The organism is Actinokineospora diospyrosa, assembly GCF_024171925.1.
In the GTDB taxonomy this organism is placed as follows: domain Bacteria; phylum Actinomycetota; class Actinomycetes; order Mycobacteriales; family Pseudonocardiaceae; genus Actinokineospora; species Actinokineospora diospyrosa.
Genome location: NZ_JAMTCO010000003.1, coordinates 439,756 through 456,475 on the forward strand (window position 1 = coordinate 439,756; position 16,720 = coordinate 456,475).

General features: G+C 69.7%; 17 protein-coding genes and 1 tRNA gene. 11 read left to right on the top strand and 7 right to left on the bottom strand.

The features are described 5' to 3' along the window. Positions 1 to 121 precede the first annotated feature (121 nt). The 3 genes from LV75_RS06515 to LV75_RS06525 all read left to right on the top strand — a co-directional run bounded on the left by LV75_RS06515 (position 122) and on the right by LV75_RS06525 (position 2,970). On the top strand, positions 122 to 1,141 hold the full coding sequence (locus tag LV75_RS06515) for a tRNA-guanine transglycosylase (RefSeq protein ID WP_253885774.1): 1,020 nt from the start codon (positions 122 to 124) through the stop codon (positions 1,139 to 1,141). 12 nt (positions 1,142 to 1,153) lie between these two features. Next, a complete protein-coding gene (locus LV75_RS06520) occupies positions 1,154 to 2,011 on the top strand; it encodes a class I SAM-dependent methyltransferase (RefSeq protein ID WP_253885776.1) in 858 nt (285 codons plus the stop codon). Between the two features lie 65 nt (positions 2,012 to 2,076). Beyond that, the gene (locus tag LV75_RS06525; RefSeq protein WP_253885777.1) at positions 2,077 to 2,970 is read left to right on the top strand and encodes an isopenicillin N synthase family dioxygenase; all 894 of its coding nucleotides are present in this window, start codon (positions 2,077 to 2,079) and stop codon (positions 2,968 to 2,970) included. Positions 2,971 to 2,980: 10 nt separating this feature from the next. On the opposite strand, the gene LV75_RS06530 is transcribed toward LV75_RS06525, so the two are convergent. Further along, on the bottom strand, positions 2,981 to 4,771 hold the full coding sequence (locus LV75_RS06530; protein WP_253885778.1) for an ABC transporter ATP-binding protein: 1,791 nt from the start codon (positions 4,769 to 4,771) through the stop codon (positions 2,981 to 2,983). Further along, complete coding sequence (locus LV75_RS06535; RefSeq protein ID WP_253885780.1) at positions 4,768 to 6,513, bottom strand: ABC transporter ATP-binding protein; 1,746 nt, start codon at positions 6,511 to 6,513, stop codon at positions 4,768 to 4,770. The genes LV75_RS06530 and LV75_RS06535 overlap by 4 nt, the downstream gene beginning before the upstream one ends. 64 nt (positions 6,514 to 6,577) lie before the next feature. On the opposite strand from LV75_RS06535, the gene LV75_RS06540 reads away from it, so the two are divergent. After that, positions 6,578 to 7,237: a TetR/AcrR family transcriptional regulator gene (locus LV75_RS06540; protein ID WP_253885782.1), complete on the top strand. Its 660-nt coding sequence runs from the start codon at positions 6,578 to 6,580 to the stop codon at positions 7,235 to 7,237. A gap of 10 nt (positions 7,238 to 7,247) precedes the next feature. On the opposite strand, the gene LV75_RS06545 is transcribed toward LV75_RS06540, so the two are convergent. Further along, the gene (locus LV75_RS06545) at positions 7,248 to 8,054 is read right to left on the bottom strand and encodes an AraC family transcriptional regulator (RefSeq protein WP_253885784.1); all 807 of its coding nucleotides are present in this window, start codon (positions 8,052 to 8,054) and stop codon (positions 7,248 to 7,250) included. A gap of 89 nt (positions 8,055 to 8,143) precedes the next feature. On the opposite strand from LV75_RS06545, the gene LV75_RS06550 reads away from it, so the two are divergent. Together LV75_RS06550 and LV75_RS06555 are read left to right on the top strand one after the other, a co-directional pair. Then, a complete protein-coding gene (locus LV75_RS06550; protein ID WP_253885786.1) occupies positions 8,144 to 8,956 on the top strand; it encodes an NmrA family NAD(P)-binding protein in 813 nt (270 codons plus the stop codon). A 109-nt stretch (positions 8,957 to 9,065) separates the two neighbouring features. Further along, complete coding sequence (locus LV75_RS06555; protein ID WP_253885788.1) at positions 9,066 to 10,040, top strand: TIGR01777 family oxidoreductase; 975 nt, start codon at positions 9,066 to 9,068, stop codon at positions 10,038 to 10,040. Here the strand turns inward: LV75_RS06555 and LV75_RS06560 are convergent. Further along, positions 9,997 to 10,848: an alpha/beta fold hydrolase gene (locus LV75_RS06560; protein WP_253885789.1), complete on the bottom strand. Its 852-nt coding sequence runs from the start codon at positions 10,846 to 10,848 to the stop codon at positions 9,997 to 9,999. The two genes, LV75_RS06555 and LV75_RS06560, sit on opposite strands and share 44 nt — an antisense overlap. A 158-nt stretch (positions 10,849 to 11,006) precedes the next feature. Between LV75_RS06560 and LV75_RS06565 the strand changes: the two genes are divergently transcribed. From LV75_RS06565 to LV75_RS06575, 3 genes are read left to right on the top strand one after another with little or no spacing between them, the layout of a single operon-like run. After that, complete coding sequence (locus tag LV75_RS06565; RefSeq protein ID WP_253885791.1) at positions 11,007 to 11,363, top strand: EndoU domain-containing protein; 357 nt, start codon at positions 11,007 to 11,009, stop codon at positions 11,361 to 11,363. A 19-nt stretch (positions 11,364 to 11,382) separates the two neighbouring features. Further along, complete coding sequence (locus tag LV75_RS06570; RefSeq protein WP_253885793.1) at positions 11,383 to 11,529, top strand: hypothetical protein; 147 nt, start codon at positions 11,383 to 11,385, stop codon at positions 11,527 to 11,529. Next, positions 11,526 to 12,098 carry a DUF6189 family protein gene (locus tag LV75_RS06575; protein WP_253885795.1) on the top strand — a complete coding sequence of 191 codons (573 nt, stop codon included), beginning with the start codon at positions 11,526 to 11,528 and terminating at the stop codon, positions 12,096 to 12,098. The genes LV75_RS06570 and LV75_RS06575 overlap by 4 nt, the downstream gene beginning before the upstream one ends. Before the next feature lie 374 nt (positions 12,099 to 12,472). Here the strand turns inward: LV75_RS06575 and LV75_RS06580 are convergent. Further along, a tRNA-Arg gene (locus LV75_RS06580) sits at positions 12,473 to 12,544 on the bottom strand. A 207-nt stretch (positions 12,545 to 12,751) separates the two neighbouring features. Between LV75_RS06580 and LV75_RS06585 the strand changes: the two genes are divergently transcribed. Continuing rightward, entirely contained in the window at positions 12,752 to 13,852 is a 1,101-nt protein-coding gene (locus LV75_RS06585; RefSeq protein ID WP_253885796.1) for an ABC transporter ATP-binding protein, read from the top strand. Here the strand turns inward: LV75_RS06585 and LV75_RS06590 are convergent. Beyond that, positions 13,849 to 15,081 carry a lytic transglycosylase domain-containing protein gene (locus tag LV75_RS06590; RefSeq protein WP_253885798.1) on the bottom strand — a complete coding sequence of 411 codons (1,233 nt, stop codon included), beginning with the start codon at positions 15,079 to 15,081 and terminating at the stop codon, positions 13,849 to 13,851. The two genes, LV75_RS06585 and LV75_RS06590, sit on opposite strands and share 4 nt — an antisense overlap. 154 nt (positions 15,082 to 15,235) lie before the next feature. Between LV75_RS06590 and LV75_RS06595 the strand changes: the two genes are divergently transcribed. Continuing rightward, the gene (locus LV75_RS06595; RefSeq protein WP_372504144.1) at positions 15,236 to 16,165 is read left to right on the top strand and encodes a cation diffusion facilitator family transporter; all 930 of its coding nucleotides are present in this window, start codon (positions 15,236 to 15,238) and stop codon (positions 16,163 to 16,165) included. A 9-nt stretch (positions 16,166 to 16,174) separates the two neighbouring features. On the opposite strand, the gene LV75_RS06600 is transcribed toward LV75_RS06595, so the two are convergent. After that, positions 16,175 to 16,717, bottom strand: a complete 543-nt coding sequence (locus LV75_RS06600; protein ID WP_253885801.1) for a hypothetical protein — start codon at positions 16,715 to 16,717, stop codon at positions 16,175 to 16,177. Positions 16,718 to 16,720 lie beyond the last annotated feature (3 nt).

The following is a 16,720-nucleotide window of genomic DNA, read 5'->3' on the forward strand; positions in this document are numbered from 1 at the left end:
CCCTCTCATCCACGCCCGTTGTCCCCGTAAGAGCCTACTCCGGTCGGGTCAGTGGCACGGCTCACCCGGTGCTGCCGCGCCTGCGTCGGTGACCGGTGTTCACGCTGGTTAGACTGGGTCGATGCGGGCTTCGCGGGTATTCGTGACCAATCGGGAGAGCAAACACCGGCTTCCCCTGTTCCTCCCGGTGTACCAGCCGCACCGCCAGCACGGCCTGTTGGAGAGCTGGGAGGACGGTCCCCGGGTCGACGGCTGCATCGTCAACTCCTATTTCCTCTACAAACAGCGTGACCTGCGGGAACAGGTGCTCGAGCAGGGCCTGCACGATTACCTCGGTTTCGACGGCCTGGTCACCACCGATTCCGGTGCTTTCCAGGGCTTCACCCGCAAGCTCTACTTGGACAACCGCGACATCGTCCGGTTCCAAGACCGCATCGGTAGTGACATCCTCGCCCCCTTGGACCTGGTAACCCCGCCTGGCGACTCCCGCTCTATCGCCGAGGCGAAGCTGACCGCCACCGAGAAGCGCATCAAACAAGCGCTGGGGATCGTCGAGCGCGGCATCCTCGCCGGGGTCACCCAGGGTGGCCGGTACATGGACCTACGCCTGCGGAGCGTGCGCACCCTGCGTGACATGGGGGTCCGCTACCTGGCGCTAGGCAGCTTGGTGCCGTTCTTCAACCGCAACCACGACCTGGGGTTCGTCGGTGCCGTCGCTAAGGACGCCCGCGAGGTCATCGGTCCGGAGGTGCCGATGCACCTCTATGGCGCGGGCGACCCGTGCGAACTGCCGTTCCTAGTGGCCTGCGGCGTCAACATCTTCGACTCTGCCTCTTATGGCCACTTCGCCCGCGACGGCTGGTACATGACGCCGTACGGCGCGATCCGGGATCCCGGGCCGCTGAAGGCAGGGGAGTACCGGTGTGCCTGCCCGGCCTGCGCGGAGGACCCGACGGTGTTCCCGGAGGGGGAAGACCTCTTCCTGCACAACCTGTGGACGATCTGCGCCACCATGGAGGAGATCAACGCCCGGCTGGACACCGACACCCTGAACGCGTACCTCGCCGAGATCCTCGAGGTGCACGGCTCCTGGTTCCCCGACAGCGCGCTTGAGCGGTCCTGGCGCGAACTGGAGGGCTGAGCCATCGACCTGATGCGCTCCGTCGCCGCCGACCTCGCGGGTGACATCGTCCGGCGCTACCGCATCGAGCACGACCAGGCCGTGGACATGGTGGTCGAGTCTTTCGGCCGCAACCGCGCCCTGGTCACCGCTATCGCGGACGCCGACTCAGTGGACAAGGTCAAGCGGCTCCGGGTCTATCGCGATGCCGCTACCGCCGCTAAGAAGGAGATCTACCACCACCTCCGCCGGTACCGGCCCGCTGAGTCTTCGGCTACCGAGGCCGTGGATCGCCTGGTAGACCTACCGCCAGATGTCTCTCTCGCCGACGCTGTGCAGGCCGTCGTCGCCGGGCACATCTCCACGGCTGAACGCCTGGGCAACCTCGACAGCTTCTTCAGTCAACTCTTTGACCACATTGGCACCCCTGACACCATCCTGGACGTCGGCTGCGGTGTCCTCCCTTTGGTCTTCCCGCTGGACGACCCGCCCGTGAGCCAGCTGTGGGCCGTCGACACCGACCCCGAGGCGATCCGGGCCGTGAGCGCCTACGCGCGCACCGACGCCCGCATCCACCCCGTGCGGTGGGACCTGACCGAGGACTGGCCCGCGCTCACCGCCCAGGGCCTGCCACCGCGGGTGGACGTCGCGCTGGTCCTGAAAGTCCTCCCGGTGGTGGCCCGCCGGGCCCCCAACGCACTCGAGGTGCTCGCCCGCACCCCCGCCGACCTGCTCGTCTTCAGCGGGTCGCGCACCGCGATGGCCAAGCGGCAGGACATCGAGCGCCGGGAGACCGGGGTGCTGCGCCGCTTCTTCGCCGACCACGGGTTCACCGAGGTGGGTGAGTTCCGTACCGAGGACGAGGTCTGCCTGGTGGTCCGTCCGGGTTGATTCCGCGCACCCGGGCCGCGACCGCCTATAGGCTGCGAAGTCCCCGTTCCGGCCGGGAGGCAGCGATGATCCCCACGGTGTCCCTCACCGCCCTGACCGCTGGTGACCCCCGCGCGGTGGACGCGATCCACACGGCGACAAGGGATGTCGGCCTGTTCTATGTAGACGGCAGCCCGGAGTTCGCCAAGGACCTGTTCGACATCTCGCGGCGGTTCTTCGCGCTGCCGATGGCCGACAAGCAAGCCATCTCCATCACGCGCTCCCCGAACTACCGGGGTTACGTGGGCATGGGTGAGGAAAGCACCAACGGCGCCGCCGACCTCAAAGAGTCTTTCGAGTTCGGTATGGAGTCACTGCCGCCGTCGGTCGCACATCCACCGCCGTACTACCAGATGTATGGCGGGAACCAGTGGCCGTCGGAGTTAGCACTACCTGGGTTCCGTAGCGCTATTGAGGCGTATTCGGCCTACCAGGAACAGATTGGCGCTGCCGTCGTTGTCGCACTGGCGGGCACGTTGGGTCTATCGGGGGTTCTGGGGCAATCCGACTCGGCTTTCGGAGAGGCGCTGTGCTCGTTCGCGCGGGTGATCTACTACGGGAACCCTGGGGCGTATGGGGATGACGCCCGGTTGGCGGCGCACACGGACAGCGGGATGGTGACGGTCAGCGTGCAGGACTGCCCGGGGTTGGAGGTGCTGGCCGGAGGGGAGTGGGTGTCGGTAGCACCACCGGATGGGTGCTGCGTTGTGTTTACCGGGGAACTGTTGGAGCTATGGAGCAGCGGGTACTACCGGGCTTGTGTGCACCGAGTGCACAACCGGGCTCTACGGGGGGATCGGGTTTCGTTGATCACGTTCTTCATCCCGGAGTTGCGGAGCGTGTTGCGGCCGGTTGGTGGAAGTGGGGCGGAGTTCGTTGTGGGGGAACGGGAGTGGGCTCGGGTCGGGCAGATCTTCTGAGGCTGGGTCTTCATGCCGCGGCCGATTCGCTGAACTGTGCCGCGTACAACCGCGCGTAGGCTCCCCGCGCCGCCAAGAGCCGCTGGTGGGTGCCCTGTTCGACGATCCGGCCCGCCTCCAGCACCAAGATCAGGTCGGCGTCGCGGATGGTGGCGAGCCGATGGGCGATCACGAAGCTGGTCCTGCCGCGCCGGAGGGCGGTCATGGCCTGGTGGACCAGCATCTCCGTGCGGGTGTCCACCGAGCTCGTCGCCTCGTCGAGCACCAGCACGGGCGCGCGGACCAGCGCCGCGCGGGCCAGCGTGATCAGCTGCCGTTCGCCCGCTGACAGGCCGCCGCCGTCGTCGTCGAGGGTGGTGTCGTAGCCCTGCGGCAGGGTGCGGATCAGGTGGTCGACGTGGACGGCGGTCGCGGCGGCGACGATGTCCGCGTGCATCGCGCCCGCTCTGCCGTAGCCGATGTTGTCGGCGATGGTCCCGTGGAACAGCCAGGTGTCCTGCGGTACCAGGGCGATGTCGCCGCGCAGGTCTTCACGCGTTGTTGTGGCGATATCAACACCGTCCAGGGTGATCGTCCCGGTGTCGGGCTCGTAGAACCGCAGCAGCAGGTTCACCAGCGTGGACTTGCCCGCGCCGGTGGGTCCGACGATCGCCACCATCTGCCCCGGTTGGATGGACAGCGACAGGTGTTCGATCAGCGGCTGGTCCTTGGCGTAGCCGAACGACACGTCCCGGAACTCGATGGCGCCGCGTGGTCGCTCCCGGTGCGCGGGGCGGGTGGTGTCCGGGTCCTGTTCCTCGGCGTCCAGCAGGTCGAAAACCCGTTCCGCCGACGCGACCGCCGACTGGATGCGGCCCGCGAGGAAGCCCAGCGTCGTCACCGGCTGGTTGACCTGCGTGACGTACTGGAGGTAGGCCTGGATGTCACCGAGGGACAGCGCCCCCGAGGTCACCCGGAGCGCGCCGAGCACCGCGACCAGCAGGTAGTTGATGTTGCCCAGGAACGCCATCGCGGGCGCGATGAGACCGGCGGTGAACTCGGCTTTGACGCCTGCCGCCCGTACCTCCGCGTTGTGCTCGGCGAACGCGCGCGCCACGTCGTCGCGGCGGCCGAAGGCGGTGATGACCTCGTGGCCGGAGTACACCTCCTCGACGTGCCCGTTGAGCCTGCCGGTGGCGGCCCACTCCCGGTCGAACCCCGGCTGGGCCCGCTTGCCGATCACCCTGGTCAGCAGCACCGACACCGGCATCGTCACCAGCAGGACCGCGGTCAACAGCGGCGAGATCACCAGCATCATCACCAGCGCGCCGATGAAGTTGATGAACGACGCCAGCACCCGGAACGAGATGTGCTGCACGGTCTGCCCGACGTTGTCGATGTCGTTGGTGGCCCGCGACAGCAGCTCCCCGCGCGGCCGGGTGTCGAAGTAGCGCAGCGGCAACCGGCTCAGCTTGGTGGCGGCCCGCTCGCGCAGCCGGTAAGCCAGCCGCTGCGCGACCGTGGCGATGAGCCTGCCCTGCACGACCATGCACACCCACGCCGCCGCCGACAGCGTCCCGGCCACGGTCAGCACCCGCGCGACCGCGGCGAAGTCCACGTCACCGCTGCCGATACCGCGCACGACGATGTCGGTCGCGGTACCCAGCAGCGCGGGAATCGCGATCAACATTCCGAGGCCGAGCGCCCCGCTCAGCACCACCGCAGCGACCCGACCCCGATCCGGCCCCATGGCCTGCAACAACCGGATCACGGTCCCGCGAAAGTGCGACGGCCGGTCCTTCTGTGCCTCTGACGTGGTCACTTGCTTCCCAACCCCTGGGTCTCGTGGGATCCCGGCTGCGATCGGACTATCTCCCTATAGATCGAGCTCGTTCGCAGCAGCTCCTCGTGTGTGCCGCTGGCCTCGACCCGCCCCGCGTCCAGCACGACGATCCGGTCCGCCGAGCGGATAGTGGACACGCGTTGGGCGACGACCACTACGGTCGCCGCGCCGACCTCACGGGCCAATGCGGCGCGTAGGGCCTCATCGGTCGTGTTGTCTAGAGCGGAGAACGCGTCATCGAACAGGTAGACCTGGTGCTGGGCAAGCAGTGCGCGCGCTATCGCCAGCCGTTGACGCTGTCCGCCGGAGACAGTGCTACCTCCCTGCCCGACCGGCGTCTCTAACCCAGCAGGCATGGCTTCCACGAACTCACGCGCTTGGGCGATCTCTAACGCGCGCCACAGCTGCTCGTCGGTAGCTTCAGGAGATCCGTACCGCAGGTTCGAAGCGATAGTGCCGGAGAACAGGTACGCCCGTTGCGGCACAAGCCCAACAGTGCTTGAAAGCGTGTCCCGGTCCATCTCACGCACATCAAGACCGCCAATGGTCACAGAGCCGCTGCCCACGTCTAAGAGCCGCGCCATCAGGTTCACCAGCGTCGTCTTACCTGCCCCGGTAGATCCCACGATCGCTGTCGTCTCCCCAGGCCGCGCGATGAGATCTACCTCCTGCAGCACAGGGTTCTCTGCTCCCGGGTAGGAGAAGCTCGCCTTCTCGACCGTTAGCGTCACCGGTCCTGCAGGCGGCCGCCGTCCCTCAGCGGGATCTGGCACCCCCGGCTCAGTTGTTAAGACCTCGTTGATGCGGCCCGCGCTCACCTTCGCTCGGGGAAGCATCTCGACCACGGACATCGCGACCATCACCGAGATCAGGATTTGTGTCAGGTAGCTCAAGAACGCCACCAGCGAACCCAGCCGCATGTCCCCGTCCGCGATCCGCGGCCCGCCGAGCGCGACCACCGCGATCCCCGACAGGTTGACCACCAGCAGCGCGGACCCGGCGAAGTACGCCTGCAGCCGACCTAACCGCGTCGCCACGGTCATCAGATCGGTGTTGGCACCGGCGAACCTGACCCGCTCGTGCCGGTCGCGCACGAACGCCCGGATCACCCGGATCCCGGTGACCTGCTCGCGCAGCACCCGGTTCACCGCGTCCGTGCGGGTCTGCAGCTCCCGCGACGGCGCCGTCATCCGCCGCTGCAGCAGCCCGATCACCACCATCGCCACCGGGATGGCCACCAGCAGCACCCCCGAGAGCGCCACGTCCTGCCCCAGCGCGAGCACGACACCGCCCAGCGCCAGGAACGGGGCGCTGAGCAGGGCAGACAGCGTGCTGAACACCATGACCTGCAGCTGCCGGACGTCCTGGGTGGTGCGGGTGATCAACGTCGGCGTGCCGAACCGGGCCAGGTCGCGCGCGGAGAACCGCAGCACGGCGCCGAAGGTCGCCGCGCGCAGGTCCGCGCCCAGTCCCAGACCGACGCGCGCGCCGAGGTAGATCGCGCCGGTCGCGGCGCTCGCCTGCAGCACCGTCACCGCGAGCATGAGGCCGCTGCGGCTAAAGATGTGGCCGGTGTCGCGGGCGAGGACGCCGTTGTCGATCACATCGGCGTTGAGCGCGGGCAGGGCGAGTAAACCCAGTGCCTGCACCAATTGCAGCACGAGGATGAGCACCACGGTCTTGGCGTGCGGACGCAGCCGGTGCCGGAGTAGGAGGAGCACGGGAGCGACCGTAGCAAGAAAGTGCACCGGGTGTAAATTTACATCCGGACGACAAGTAGTCCTGATGTACGCTGGCTTCGTGGACGACCAGCCCGGCCTGCGCGAACGCAAGAAGGAAGCCACGCGGCGCAAGTTGTCGGCCGCTGCCCTCACCTTGATGGAGGCCCACGGCTTCGACGACGCGTCGTGCGCGGCCATCGCCGAGGCGGCCGACGTGTCCAAGAAGACCCTGTTCAACTACTTCGCGCTCAAGGCCGACTTGGTCCTGGAACTGGCCACGAGACCGCACGTCTACGAGGCCGCGGCCGCTGTCCGCGCGCGCGAACCGGGGGAGACCCCGCACAGCGCGCTGCGCGCTTACCTGCTCACCGCGCTCGCCGAACGCCGACCGGTGACCGGCCTCAGCGACCACCCGGACGTACTGCGGCTCAACCGGGTGGTCCGGGACAACCCGGCGCTGGCCGATCGCGCCGCCCAGTACCGGGAGGAGAGCAGGCGCCTGCTGGCCGAGGCGCTGATCGAGGAGGGCAGCCCGGAGTTGACCGCGCGCCTGGTCGCCACCCAGGTCCACGGCACGCACGAGGTCCTCATCGCCGAGAACACCCGCCGGGTGATGGCCGGTGAGTCCCCCGACGCGATCTACCCCGACGCCGTTGCCGCGACCAACCAGGCCTACGACCTCCTGGCCCACGGCCTCGGCGACCTGCTTCGCCGCCAGGCTTGATCCGGAACTGCTAGGAGCAGACCTGGTCGACGCACTCGGCGGTCGGGTCGCAGGTCGCCCGGTACTCGCTGGGGCTGGTGCCGTGGAAGCGCTTGAAAGCCGCGCTGAAGCCGAACGCGTCGGCGTACCCGACCTGGCGGGCGACGGCGGCGACGGTGGCGGCCGACTCGGTGAGCAGGTCGGCGGCGAGGGTCATCCGCCAGTCGGTGAGGTAGGTGAGCGGGGGTTCGCCGACGAGCTTCGCGAACCGGGTCGCCAGGGTCGTGCGGGAGACGCCCGCCTGGTCGGCGAGGGTCGCGAGCGTCCACGACCGCTCCGGCTCGCGGTGCATCGCCCGCAGGACCGGGCCGACGGTGTCGTCGCCCATGGCGTGCAGCCACCCCGTGCCCGCGGCCTCCGTGTCGAACCAGCCGCGCAACGTGCACACGACCAGCCAGTCGAGCAGGCGGTCCTGGGCGACCTGGGCGCCACCGCTGGTCTGCGCGTCGACGAAGCCGCGGATCGACTCGCACCCGGCGCCGTCGGGGACCACCAGCACGGACGGCAGGACCCCGAGCAGGCGACGGCCCACCTTGCCGCGCACCTGGTACGTGCCGACGAACAGGACCGCGTCCCCGACGACGGTCACCGGCTCGCGCGCCACCAAGGTCTCGCCGACGGGCACCGCCCTCCCGGCCGCGGTGACGCTGCCGCGCAGCGGTGCGCACAGGACCAGCGACCCCTCCGCGCCGAGCCGCCGGGTTCCGGACAACTCCACCCGCCGCAGGTCGGCACCACTCGCGCGGACGCCCCGCAGCAGCTCGTCGAACGGATCCATGCTCCCCACGATAGCGGCCGGACGATGACACATGTGGTGCGTACGCCGGGCCATGGTCGACCGGCGGCCCGCTGGGTTCACTGAGCGGTATGACGATCCTGGTCCTCGGCGCGACCGGCAAGACCGGCCGCCGCCTCCACCGCGCCCTGCACGAGGCGGGCGAGCCCGTGCGGGCCGCCTCCCGGCAAAGCCCCACCCGGTTCGACTGGTCCATTCCGGACACCTGGGCTGGCGCCCTGTCCGGCGCCTCCGCGCTCTACCTCGTCGCACCGGACGACCCGACGCCGATCAAGGCGTTCGTCGACCAAGCCGCCGAGTCGGGTGTCCGCCGCTTCGTGGTCCTCTCCGGCCGCGGCCTCGACACCCCCGCCGGGGCGATCTTCCCGGGTATGGCTGAGGCGGAGCGCGCCGTCCGCGACCTCGGTGTCGAGTGGACAGTCCTGCGGCCCAACAACTTCAACCAGAACTTCAACGAAGACCTCTTCCACGGCCCGCTCCTGGCAGGCCGCTTGGCCCTGCCCGCAGGCGCCGTCCCCGAACCCTTCATCGACGCCCAAGACATCGCCGACGTAGCCGCCACAGTCCTGACCAACGGCGGCCACCACGGCAAGACCTACGACCTGTCCGGCCCCGAGGCGCTGACCTTCGCCGAGGCCGTGGACATCATCGCCCAGGCCGCGGGTAGGCCCATCAAGTACGAAGAACTAACCCCCACCGAGTACGCCAACGAACTCCACGCCGCCGGAGTCCCGACCGAGGTCGTATCCATCCTCAACGGACTCTTCGCCTACCTCCAGACCGGCCAGAGCGCACCCCCCACGACCCATGTAGAAGACCTACTAGGCCGCCCCGCCCGCCGCTTTACCGACTACGCGACCAAGGCCGCCGAGGCCTGGTCCTAGCGCCCGTACCGGCAGTATCGGACCGTGGCAGCGTGATTTGCCCCGCACCCGGTGGTCAATCGCCTGGTTAGAGGCGGTTGGCCACCGGTGTTCGGAGGTAGCGTGAGTCATGAAGATCGTGCTGCCCGGGGGGACCGGGAACGTGGGTGGGTTTCTCAGTCGCTCGCTTGCTGCTGCTGGGCATGAGGTGGTGGTGTTGAGCAGGCGGGCCGCTGGGGTTGGGGGCGGGGTTCGGGTGGTGGGGTGGGACGGGCGTTCGCTTGGGGCTTGGGCTGCTGAGGTTGACGGGTGTGATGTGGTGGTCAACTTGGCTGGGCGCAGTGTTGATTGCCGCTATACCGAGGAGAACTTGCGGGAGATGATGGAGTCCCGTGTGGACTCCACGCGGGTGGTGGGTGAGGCGATCGCCGCGGCTGCTGTGCCGCCGCGGGTGTGGTTGCAGATGAGTACCGCCACCATTTACGCCCACCGCCACGACGCTCCCAATGACGAGTTGACCGGTGTCATCGGCGGCGACGAACCGGATGTCCCCGCGTACTGGGCCTTCAGCGCCGAGATCGCCAAGCAGTGGGAGTTGGCCCAGCAGCAGGCTTCGACGCCGTCCACGCGCAAGGTGGCCCTGCGCGCCGCCATGGTCATGAGCCCCGACCGCGGCAGTGTCTTCGACATGCTCTCCTGGATGGCCCGCTTGGGTCTCGGCGGTCCCGTGGCGGGCGGTCGCCAGTACGTGTCGTGGATCCACGACCGGGATTTCCTGCGCGCGATCGACTTCCTCATCGAGCGCGACGACCTCGACGGGCCGGTCAACCTGGCCTCGCCCGGCCCGCTCCCGCATCGCGACTTCATCCGGGTCCTCCGCCGGAGTTGGCGCAGGCCATTCGGCTTGCCCGCCACCGGGTGGATGGCCGAGATCGGTGCGTTCGTCCTGCGCTCCGACACCGAACTGCTGCTCAAGAGTCGACGCGTAGTCCCAACTCGGCTCCTGGACGCGGGTTTCACCTTCGACTTCCCCGACTGGACCTCCTCCGCCGCGGATCTCGTCAAGCGCGCAAGAAATCGAGGATCTGTTGCGTCTGCCCGATGATGGAGTGGGCGACACCGGGTAGCAAGTTCACCTGTGCTTGCGGCACAGCGTGTTCGAGGCGTTTGGCGGTGCCGCGGGAATCCAGCATCGCGTCCTGTTCGCCGACGATCGCCAGCACTGGCATGGTGAGCCGCTGGAGGGCTTCGTCGGAGAAGATGGGCAGTTGCTCCCGACGGGGCCGGAAGTGGGTGAACGTCAACACGAGGTAGTCCGACACCTCCGGCGTTTCCGCGGCGTCGACCCCCGCGACGGCCTTGATGGACCGGCGCATGCCCCACTTGCCGAATGGCTTGTACAGCAACGCTTTGAACAAGACCCCCGTCTTCTGCCTGCCAACCCCACCCGGGCACAGCAACACAAGCCGCTCCACCCGCCCCACCCGCCGCGTGGCGTAGTCCAACGCCAGCCACCCACCGAGCGACGCCCCAACGACCGCGGCCTGTTTGAGTCCAAAGTGGTCAAACACGTCATCGAGCCACCCCGCATACGCCCCCGACCCCAACTCCGGCCGCGACGCCGCCGACAACCCCGGCTCCCCGATCACGTCCACCGCGTAGACCCGGAAGTGCTCCGCCCACGCCGCCACATCCCCGGCCCACATGGCCGCATTGGTCCCCGCCCCGTGCAACAACACCACCGGCGGCGCCCCCACCTCCCCGCTGACCACCACAAACGTCTCCCCCTCCCGCGTCGGCACCCGAACCTCCGCCGCGGCCACCGGCCACCCGTCGAGCACCCGCCGGTACCGCTCCAAGATCGCCTGCCTACCGCCCTCGCTGACGTAGACCGCCTTCTGCGCGTTGTCCATGTACGCACCATAACAGCCCTGTACGACCGGTGTCAGGTACTTTTTGGGAAGGTTGCGTCAGCAGTGGTCATCGCAAGGTGAGGCTCAAGGAACTCCGAAGCTCGCCGTCGCGGATGGGGGCGTGCAGGGCGACGATGTGCTGCAGGTAGAGCACCCCGGTGCCACCGGTCACCGGCCTCGGCAGGCTGATGATCACGCCGGAGCGGCAGCACCACATCCTGGTCGGGGAGCAGGTGGCGGACGGTGGCTACAGCGGTGGCCACGCCTATCCGGGCAACCCGCGCAAGGACGTCTTCCCCCAGTCGTGGTCCGACGACCAGATCCTCGACGCGATCGCGGAGGTGGCCACCAACCCGGCCGCGCGCTGGGTGGAGAAGCCCAGGAACGACTACGACAGGCACAACCGTCCGAACCGGGGCCACCTCATCGGCACCTACTACGGGGTGGAGATCAAGGTGGTTTACGAACCGCTACGGACCGGATCATCACCGCCCACCCCACAAAGCAGCAGTTGAACCGCAATCCCGTAGGCCCGTGACCGGAGCACCGCCGGAAGGTGACCGGCGAGCCCTGACCATCGACTCCGGCGCCTGCTCGGGAGAGCACGCCCACGACTTCGGTGGCGAGGAGTCGACCGCCAAGGTGCGCATGCCGCGAATGCTGGTGAGATGGGGGACATGACGGAACCGGACCTGGTCGTGAACCGGCACACCATCGACGACGTGCTCGCGCGGCTGGTGGACGAGACGCCGGGGTTTCCCCGGCACCAGGCCGAGTCCGTTCGGGAGGACGCGGCCGCCGGTGAGTGTGAAATCGCGTTCGACTGGCTGGTTTCCTGGCTCATCGACGAGTACGTGCCGCTGGCGCCCTCGTACTTCCGGCGGTTGGAAGCCGTCGCGGACTACCTCGGCGACGAGCGCAGCTGGTACCACGTGGCCTGCCTGCGCGACCAGGTCCAGTGGGACGGCCCACCACCGGAGCGGGCTGACCCACCGCTGAGCGCCACCACCGCCGCGCGGGTCGTGCTGAGTCTGATCGCGGAGTGCCAGGGGCTGGAGGGTGGGGCGCTGCGCGATGCCCTCGAAGGCGTCGACGCCGGTGATCCGCGGGCGGGCTTGCGGGAACTGGTCACCTGGATCGAGGTGTTCGAGACCCCGACAACCCCGTGGTTCCTGCGCAACGCCCTCCGGGTGGCCGAGTTCTACCACGACAACGCCCTGTCCGAACGGCTGGCCGCTCTGACCCACTAGAGCGTGTCCGCCAGAGCGTTCCGGCCGTCGATGTTGCCCATGTTTGTGTGCCCCCGGGCAGGCTCGTACAGCATCCACACGGCCACCGAATGGGGTCCGGAGGCGCAGCCCGCCGGGCGTCTCTGGGGTCGCACCCCAGAGAGAATGACGAACGACCCGGTTCCACACGCCCACCGAATGGGGGTCCGGGGCGCAGCCCGCCGGGCGGGCCTGGGGTCGCACCCCAGAAAAAACAACGAACGACCCGGTTCCACATGGCCACTGAATGGGGGTCCGGGGGCGCAGCCCGCCGGGCGGGTCTGGGGTCGCACCCCAGAGAGAATGACGAACGACCCGGTTCGCGCTTTCCGCGAACACAGGCCGCCTGAAGTGAGTGCCCCCGGCAGGATTCGAACCTGCGCTCCCGCCTCCGGAGGGCGGTGCTCTATCCCCTGAGCTACGGGGGCGGCTTTTCAACGGGGGGAAGAGTACCGCACGCGGGGTGGAGGACGCGCGCAGGGGGTGTGTGACGGGGTTGGTCACGGTCGGGAATCGGCGGCGAAGTGGTCTGGACCTTTTGGGGATCTGGCACTAGCCTCTGCTCGATCGCTGAGGCAATTTTGGCCTTTCGGGGGCGTCTGAACGCATTCGGGCGCGACGGCTAGGAGGGTGTTGTGGCCGAGGTCCGGTACGAAGCTGCGTCGAGGGTGTACCCCGGGTCCCCGCCGGTGCGGGCGGTGGACGGGCTGGACCTGTCGATCGAGGACGGGGAGTTCCTGGTCCTGGTGGGGCCTTCCGGCTCCGGGAAGTCGACGGCGCTGCGGATGCTCGCCGGGCTGGAGGACGTGGACGAGGGCGCCATCCGCATCGGCGACCGCGACGTCACCTCGGTGCCGCCCAAGGGGCGCGACATCGCCATGGTGTTCCAGTCCTACGCGCTCTACCCGCACATGACCGTCGCGCAGAACATGGGCTTCGCGCTCAAGCTGCAGGGGCTGTCCAAGCAGGTCATCTCGGAGAAGGTCACCGAGGCGGCCAAGCTGCTCGACCTGGAGAAGTACCTCGCCCGCAAGCCCAAGGCGCTCTCCGGCGGCCAGCGCCAGCGGGTGGCCATGGGCCGGGCCATCGTGCGCGACCCCGCCGTGTTCCTCATGGACGAGCCGCTGTCCAACCTCGACGCGAAGCTGCGCGTGGAGACCCGGGCCAACATCGCCGCCCTGCAGCGCCGCCTGGGCACCACCACGATCTACGTGACGCACGACCAGGTCGAGGCCATGACCATGGGCCACCGCGTCGCCGTGCTCAAGGACGGTCTGCTGCAGCAGTGCGACACCCCGCGCGCGCTCTACGACCGCCCCGCGAACTCCTTCGTCGCCGGGTTCATCGGCTCCCCCTCGATGAACCTGCGCACGACCACCGTCGGCAACGGCACCCTGCGCGTCGGTGAGCTCGACATCCCGCTGACCCGCGACACCGTGGCCGCCATCGCCCAGGACAGCCTGAGCACGGTGACCGTCGGCATCCGCCCCGAGTCGCTCGGCCTGGTCCCCGCGGGCGCGCCCAACGCCTTCGACCTGGTGGTCGAACTGGTCGAGGAGCTGGGCGCGGACGCGCTGGTGCACGGTTCGGTCGCCGCCGACCCCGAAGGCCCGCGCCTGGTGCTGCGGGTCGACGGCCGGATCCCGCCGAGCCTCGGCCAGACCGTGCGCGTCGTGCTGCGCGACCCGACCGAGATCCACCTGTTCCACCCCGAGAGCGGCGACCGGCTGATCTAGTTGCGCCCGCAGTCACCCTCCGGCGCAGTTGCCGCAGCTGCGCCGGAGGTGTTTTCCTCCGCGCCACCACTGCCCGCCGCAGCGCCACCGCTCACGGCCCCGCCATCCGCGGGGCCGTTGGCGTCTGTCGGGGCGCAGTCCTGCTGCCCGGGCCGGGGCCGGTGCGGCCGCGCCGGTCGCGGCGTCGGTCGGGACGTCTCCGTGGGCGTGACCGTCGGCGTCCCCGTCGCGGTGTCCTCGGTGTTCTCGGTGGCCTCGACCGGGGGCTCTGACGGCTCCGTGGACGGCGGCTCGCTCGGCACCGAGGACTCCGTCGGCGCGGGCGTCTCCGAGGGCGGCAGCGTCGTCGTGGGGGCCGGTTCCGGCGACGGTGACGGCGGCTGCTCCGGCACCGCGACCACCGGCGCCTCCTCGACCGGCGGCGCGGGCGGGATCGGCGTGACGCCCCCCGAGTACGCCGTCAGCCAGGTCGTCACCGCGACCACGTAGTCGCCGGAGTGGTTGTAGCGGAAGATCGCCGCGCCCAGGTCGTCGACGTTGGTGAGGTCCATCCCGCCCGAGCACAGGTAGCGGCCCGCGGCCACCGCCGAGTCGTAGATGTTGTGCGGGCTGCGCACCCCGTCGCCGTTGCCGTCCGCGGCGTACTTGCGCCAGGTCGACGGGATGAACTGCATCGGGCCGACCGCGCGGTCCCAGGTGGTGTCCCCGTCCAGCTCACCCCCGTCGGTGTCGGCGATGGCCGCGACCCCGGGGCCGCCGGAGAGCACCGGGCCCAGGATGCGCGGCGCGGTGTCGCCGTTGTCGTCGGCGCGCCCGCCGCCCGCGTGGCCGGACTCGACCCGCCCGATCGCCGCCAGGTGGTACCACCGCAGCCCGCAGTCCTTCGGCGCCATCCGCTCCGCCTTGCGGTAGGCGTCGAGCATGTTGCTGGGCACCCCGGTCGAGGTCACCGGGGCCTGCGGTGCCGCCTGCTCGACCGGGGTCGGCGCGGGCAGCTGGGTGACCGGCCCGACGGCCGGGAACCCGGCGACCAGCTGGGGCACCGCGGCCCCGGCTTGATCGGCCGCGGCCGGTCGCGGCTCCCGCACCGGCGTCATCGCGACGGGGTCCGCGTGCGCGGGCGGTTGGGCGGGCCCTGAGGCTTGTGCCGCGGCCGTGGCCAGCGACAACAGGACCAGGGCGAGGGCGGTGACCGGGCGCGCGCCCCCCGGCTGCGATGGGGTAACCACACCTTCCCGTTTACCAGAGCGCTGACAGCACCTCGGGGAGTCCGTCAGCATGATCCCTCGTTCGAGTGGCTATCCGCGCCGATCGGGTCACAGTCCGTTGTATGTATGCGCATGCGACTATATGTTGGTCCGGCAGGCGGGGAAGGGGTACGTGGTGGGACACGGACACGGGCATGGCCACGGCCATGGGCACGCGGTGGCGACCAGCGCCTCCGGGCGGCTGGTCGGCAGGCTCTGGGCCGCCTTCGGCATCGCCGCGGCGATCATGGTCGTGGAGTTCGCCGTCGGCGTCGTCACCGGCTCGCTGGCGCTGATCTCCGACGCCGCGCACATGCTCACCGACGTGGTCGGGGTGGGCCTCGCCCTCGCCGCCATCGTCGTGGCGCGCCGCGCGGTCGCCAAACCGGGCCGCACCTTCGGCCTCTACCGGGCCGAGGTCCTGGCCGCCCTCGCCAACGCGCTCCTGCTGTTCGGCGTCGCCGGGTACGTGGTCTTCGAGGCCGTCGAGCGCTTCGGGAACCCGCCCGCGGTGCCCGGGTTCCCGGTCCTGGTCGCCGCCCTCGCGGGCCTGGCCGCCAACGTCGTCTCGTTCTTCCTGCTGCGCGGTGGCGCCGAGGAGAGCCTGAACGTGCGCGGCGCGTACCTGGAGGTCGTCGCCGACCTCATCGGCTCGGTCGGTGTGCTGGTCAGCGCCCTGATCACCCTCACGACCGGCTGGCGCTGGGCCGACCCGATCATCGGCGTCGCGATCGGCCTCTGGGTCCTGCCGCGCACCTGGTCGCTGGCCAGGCGCGCGCTGCGGATCCTGTTCCAGCACGCCCCGGAGCGCGTCGACGTGGACGAGATGGCCACCCGGCTCGGCGCGGTCACCGGCGTCGCCGAGGTGCACGACCTGCACGTGTGGACGCTGACCTCGGGCATGGAGGTCGCCTCGGCGCACCTGACCATGGCCGAGGACGCCGACCAGGGCCGGGTCCTGGCCGCCGCGCGCGAGCTGCTGCACGACGAGTACGGCCTGGAGCACGCCACCCTGCAGGTCGAGCACCGCGACGCGGCGTCGAAGTGCAGGCAGCTCTCCTGGTAGCTCGGCCGCTCAGGGCAGGTCGGGCACCGTGGCGGTCGAGGTCACGCCGCGGAAGGTCCACGACTGCTGCTTGGGCGCGGCCAGCTCCTCGTCCAGCGCGACCGCGCCGCCGCTGCTGGAGATGGTGATGTAGCGGCCGTCCTCGTTGCGCAGCGTGGTGGTCGCCCCGCCGTCGCGGGTGCCGGTGTACCAGCGCTGGTCCTCGTCGAAGCGGTCGCAGCGCACCGCCTCGGCGTCGTCGGCGTCGAGTTCGGACGCCGAGTCGTCGGGGTCGTGCGGCCGCAGGCAGGCGCCGGTGTTGTGGTTCTGGATGAACACCGCGCGGCCGTCCCCGGTCTCCACGAAGAACCAGTAGCTGAAACTGTTGCCGCACGGGACTTTCCCGCCCTTGGTCCCCGTGTGCAGGACCGGGGTCCCCGCGGTCGCCCGCAGGCAGGAGTTGCCCCACTCCACCGAGAAGGGGCCGTACCGGTAGACCGTCGGCGCCGCCGCGGCCGGTGTCGCGCCCGCGATCAGGGCGGCGGCGGTGACGAGCAGGACGTGGCGGTTCATCGC

What these genes read in the sequence shown, in the direction of transcription:
- LV75_RS06545 (WP_253885784.1), bottom strand. Translation starts at nt 8,054, where the DNA reads ATGGATCCGTTCGACGAGCTGCTGCGGGGCGTCCGCGCGAGTGGTGCC.
- LV75_RS06550 (WP_253885786.1), top strand. Translation starts at nt 8,144, where the DNA reads ATGACGATCCTGGTCCTCGGCGCGACCGGCAAGACCGGCCGCCGCCTC.
- LV75_RS06540 (WP_253885782.1), top strand. Translation starts at nt 6,578, where the DNA reads ATGTACGCTGGCTTCGTGGACGACCAGCCCGGCCTGCGCGAACGCAAG.
- LV75_RS06515 (WP_253885774.1), top strand. Translation starts at nt 122, where the DNA reads ATGCGGGCTTCGCGGGTATTCGTGACCAATCGGGAGAGCAAACACCGG.
- LV75_RS06575 (WP_253885795.1), top strand. Translation starts at nt 11,526, where the DNA reads ATGACGGAACCGGACCTGGTCGTGAACCGGCACACCATCGACGACGTG.
- LV75_RS06600 (WP_253885801.1), bottom strand. Translation starts at nt 16,717, where the DNA reads ATGAACCGCCACGTCCTGCTCGTCACCGCCGCCGCCCTGATCGCGGGC.
- LV75_RS06555 (WP_253885788.1), top strand. Translation starts at nt 9,066, where the DNA reads ATGAAGATCGTGCTGCCCGGGGGGACCGGGAACGTGGGTGGGTTTCTC.
- LV75_RS06560 (WP_253885789.1), bottom strand. Translation starts at nt 10,848, where the DNA reads ATGGACAACGCGCAGAAGGCGGTCTACGTCAGCGAGGGCGGTAGGCAG.
- LV75_RS06520 (WP_253885776.1), top strand. Translation starts at nt 1,154, where the DNA reads ATGCGCTCCGTCGCCGCCGACCTCGCGGGTGACATCGTCCGGCGCTAC.
- LV75_RS06525 (WP_253885777.1), top strand. Translation starts at nt 2,077, where the DNA reads ATGATCCCCACGGTGTCCCTCACCGCCCTGACCGCTGGTGACCCCCGC.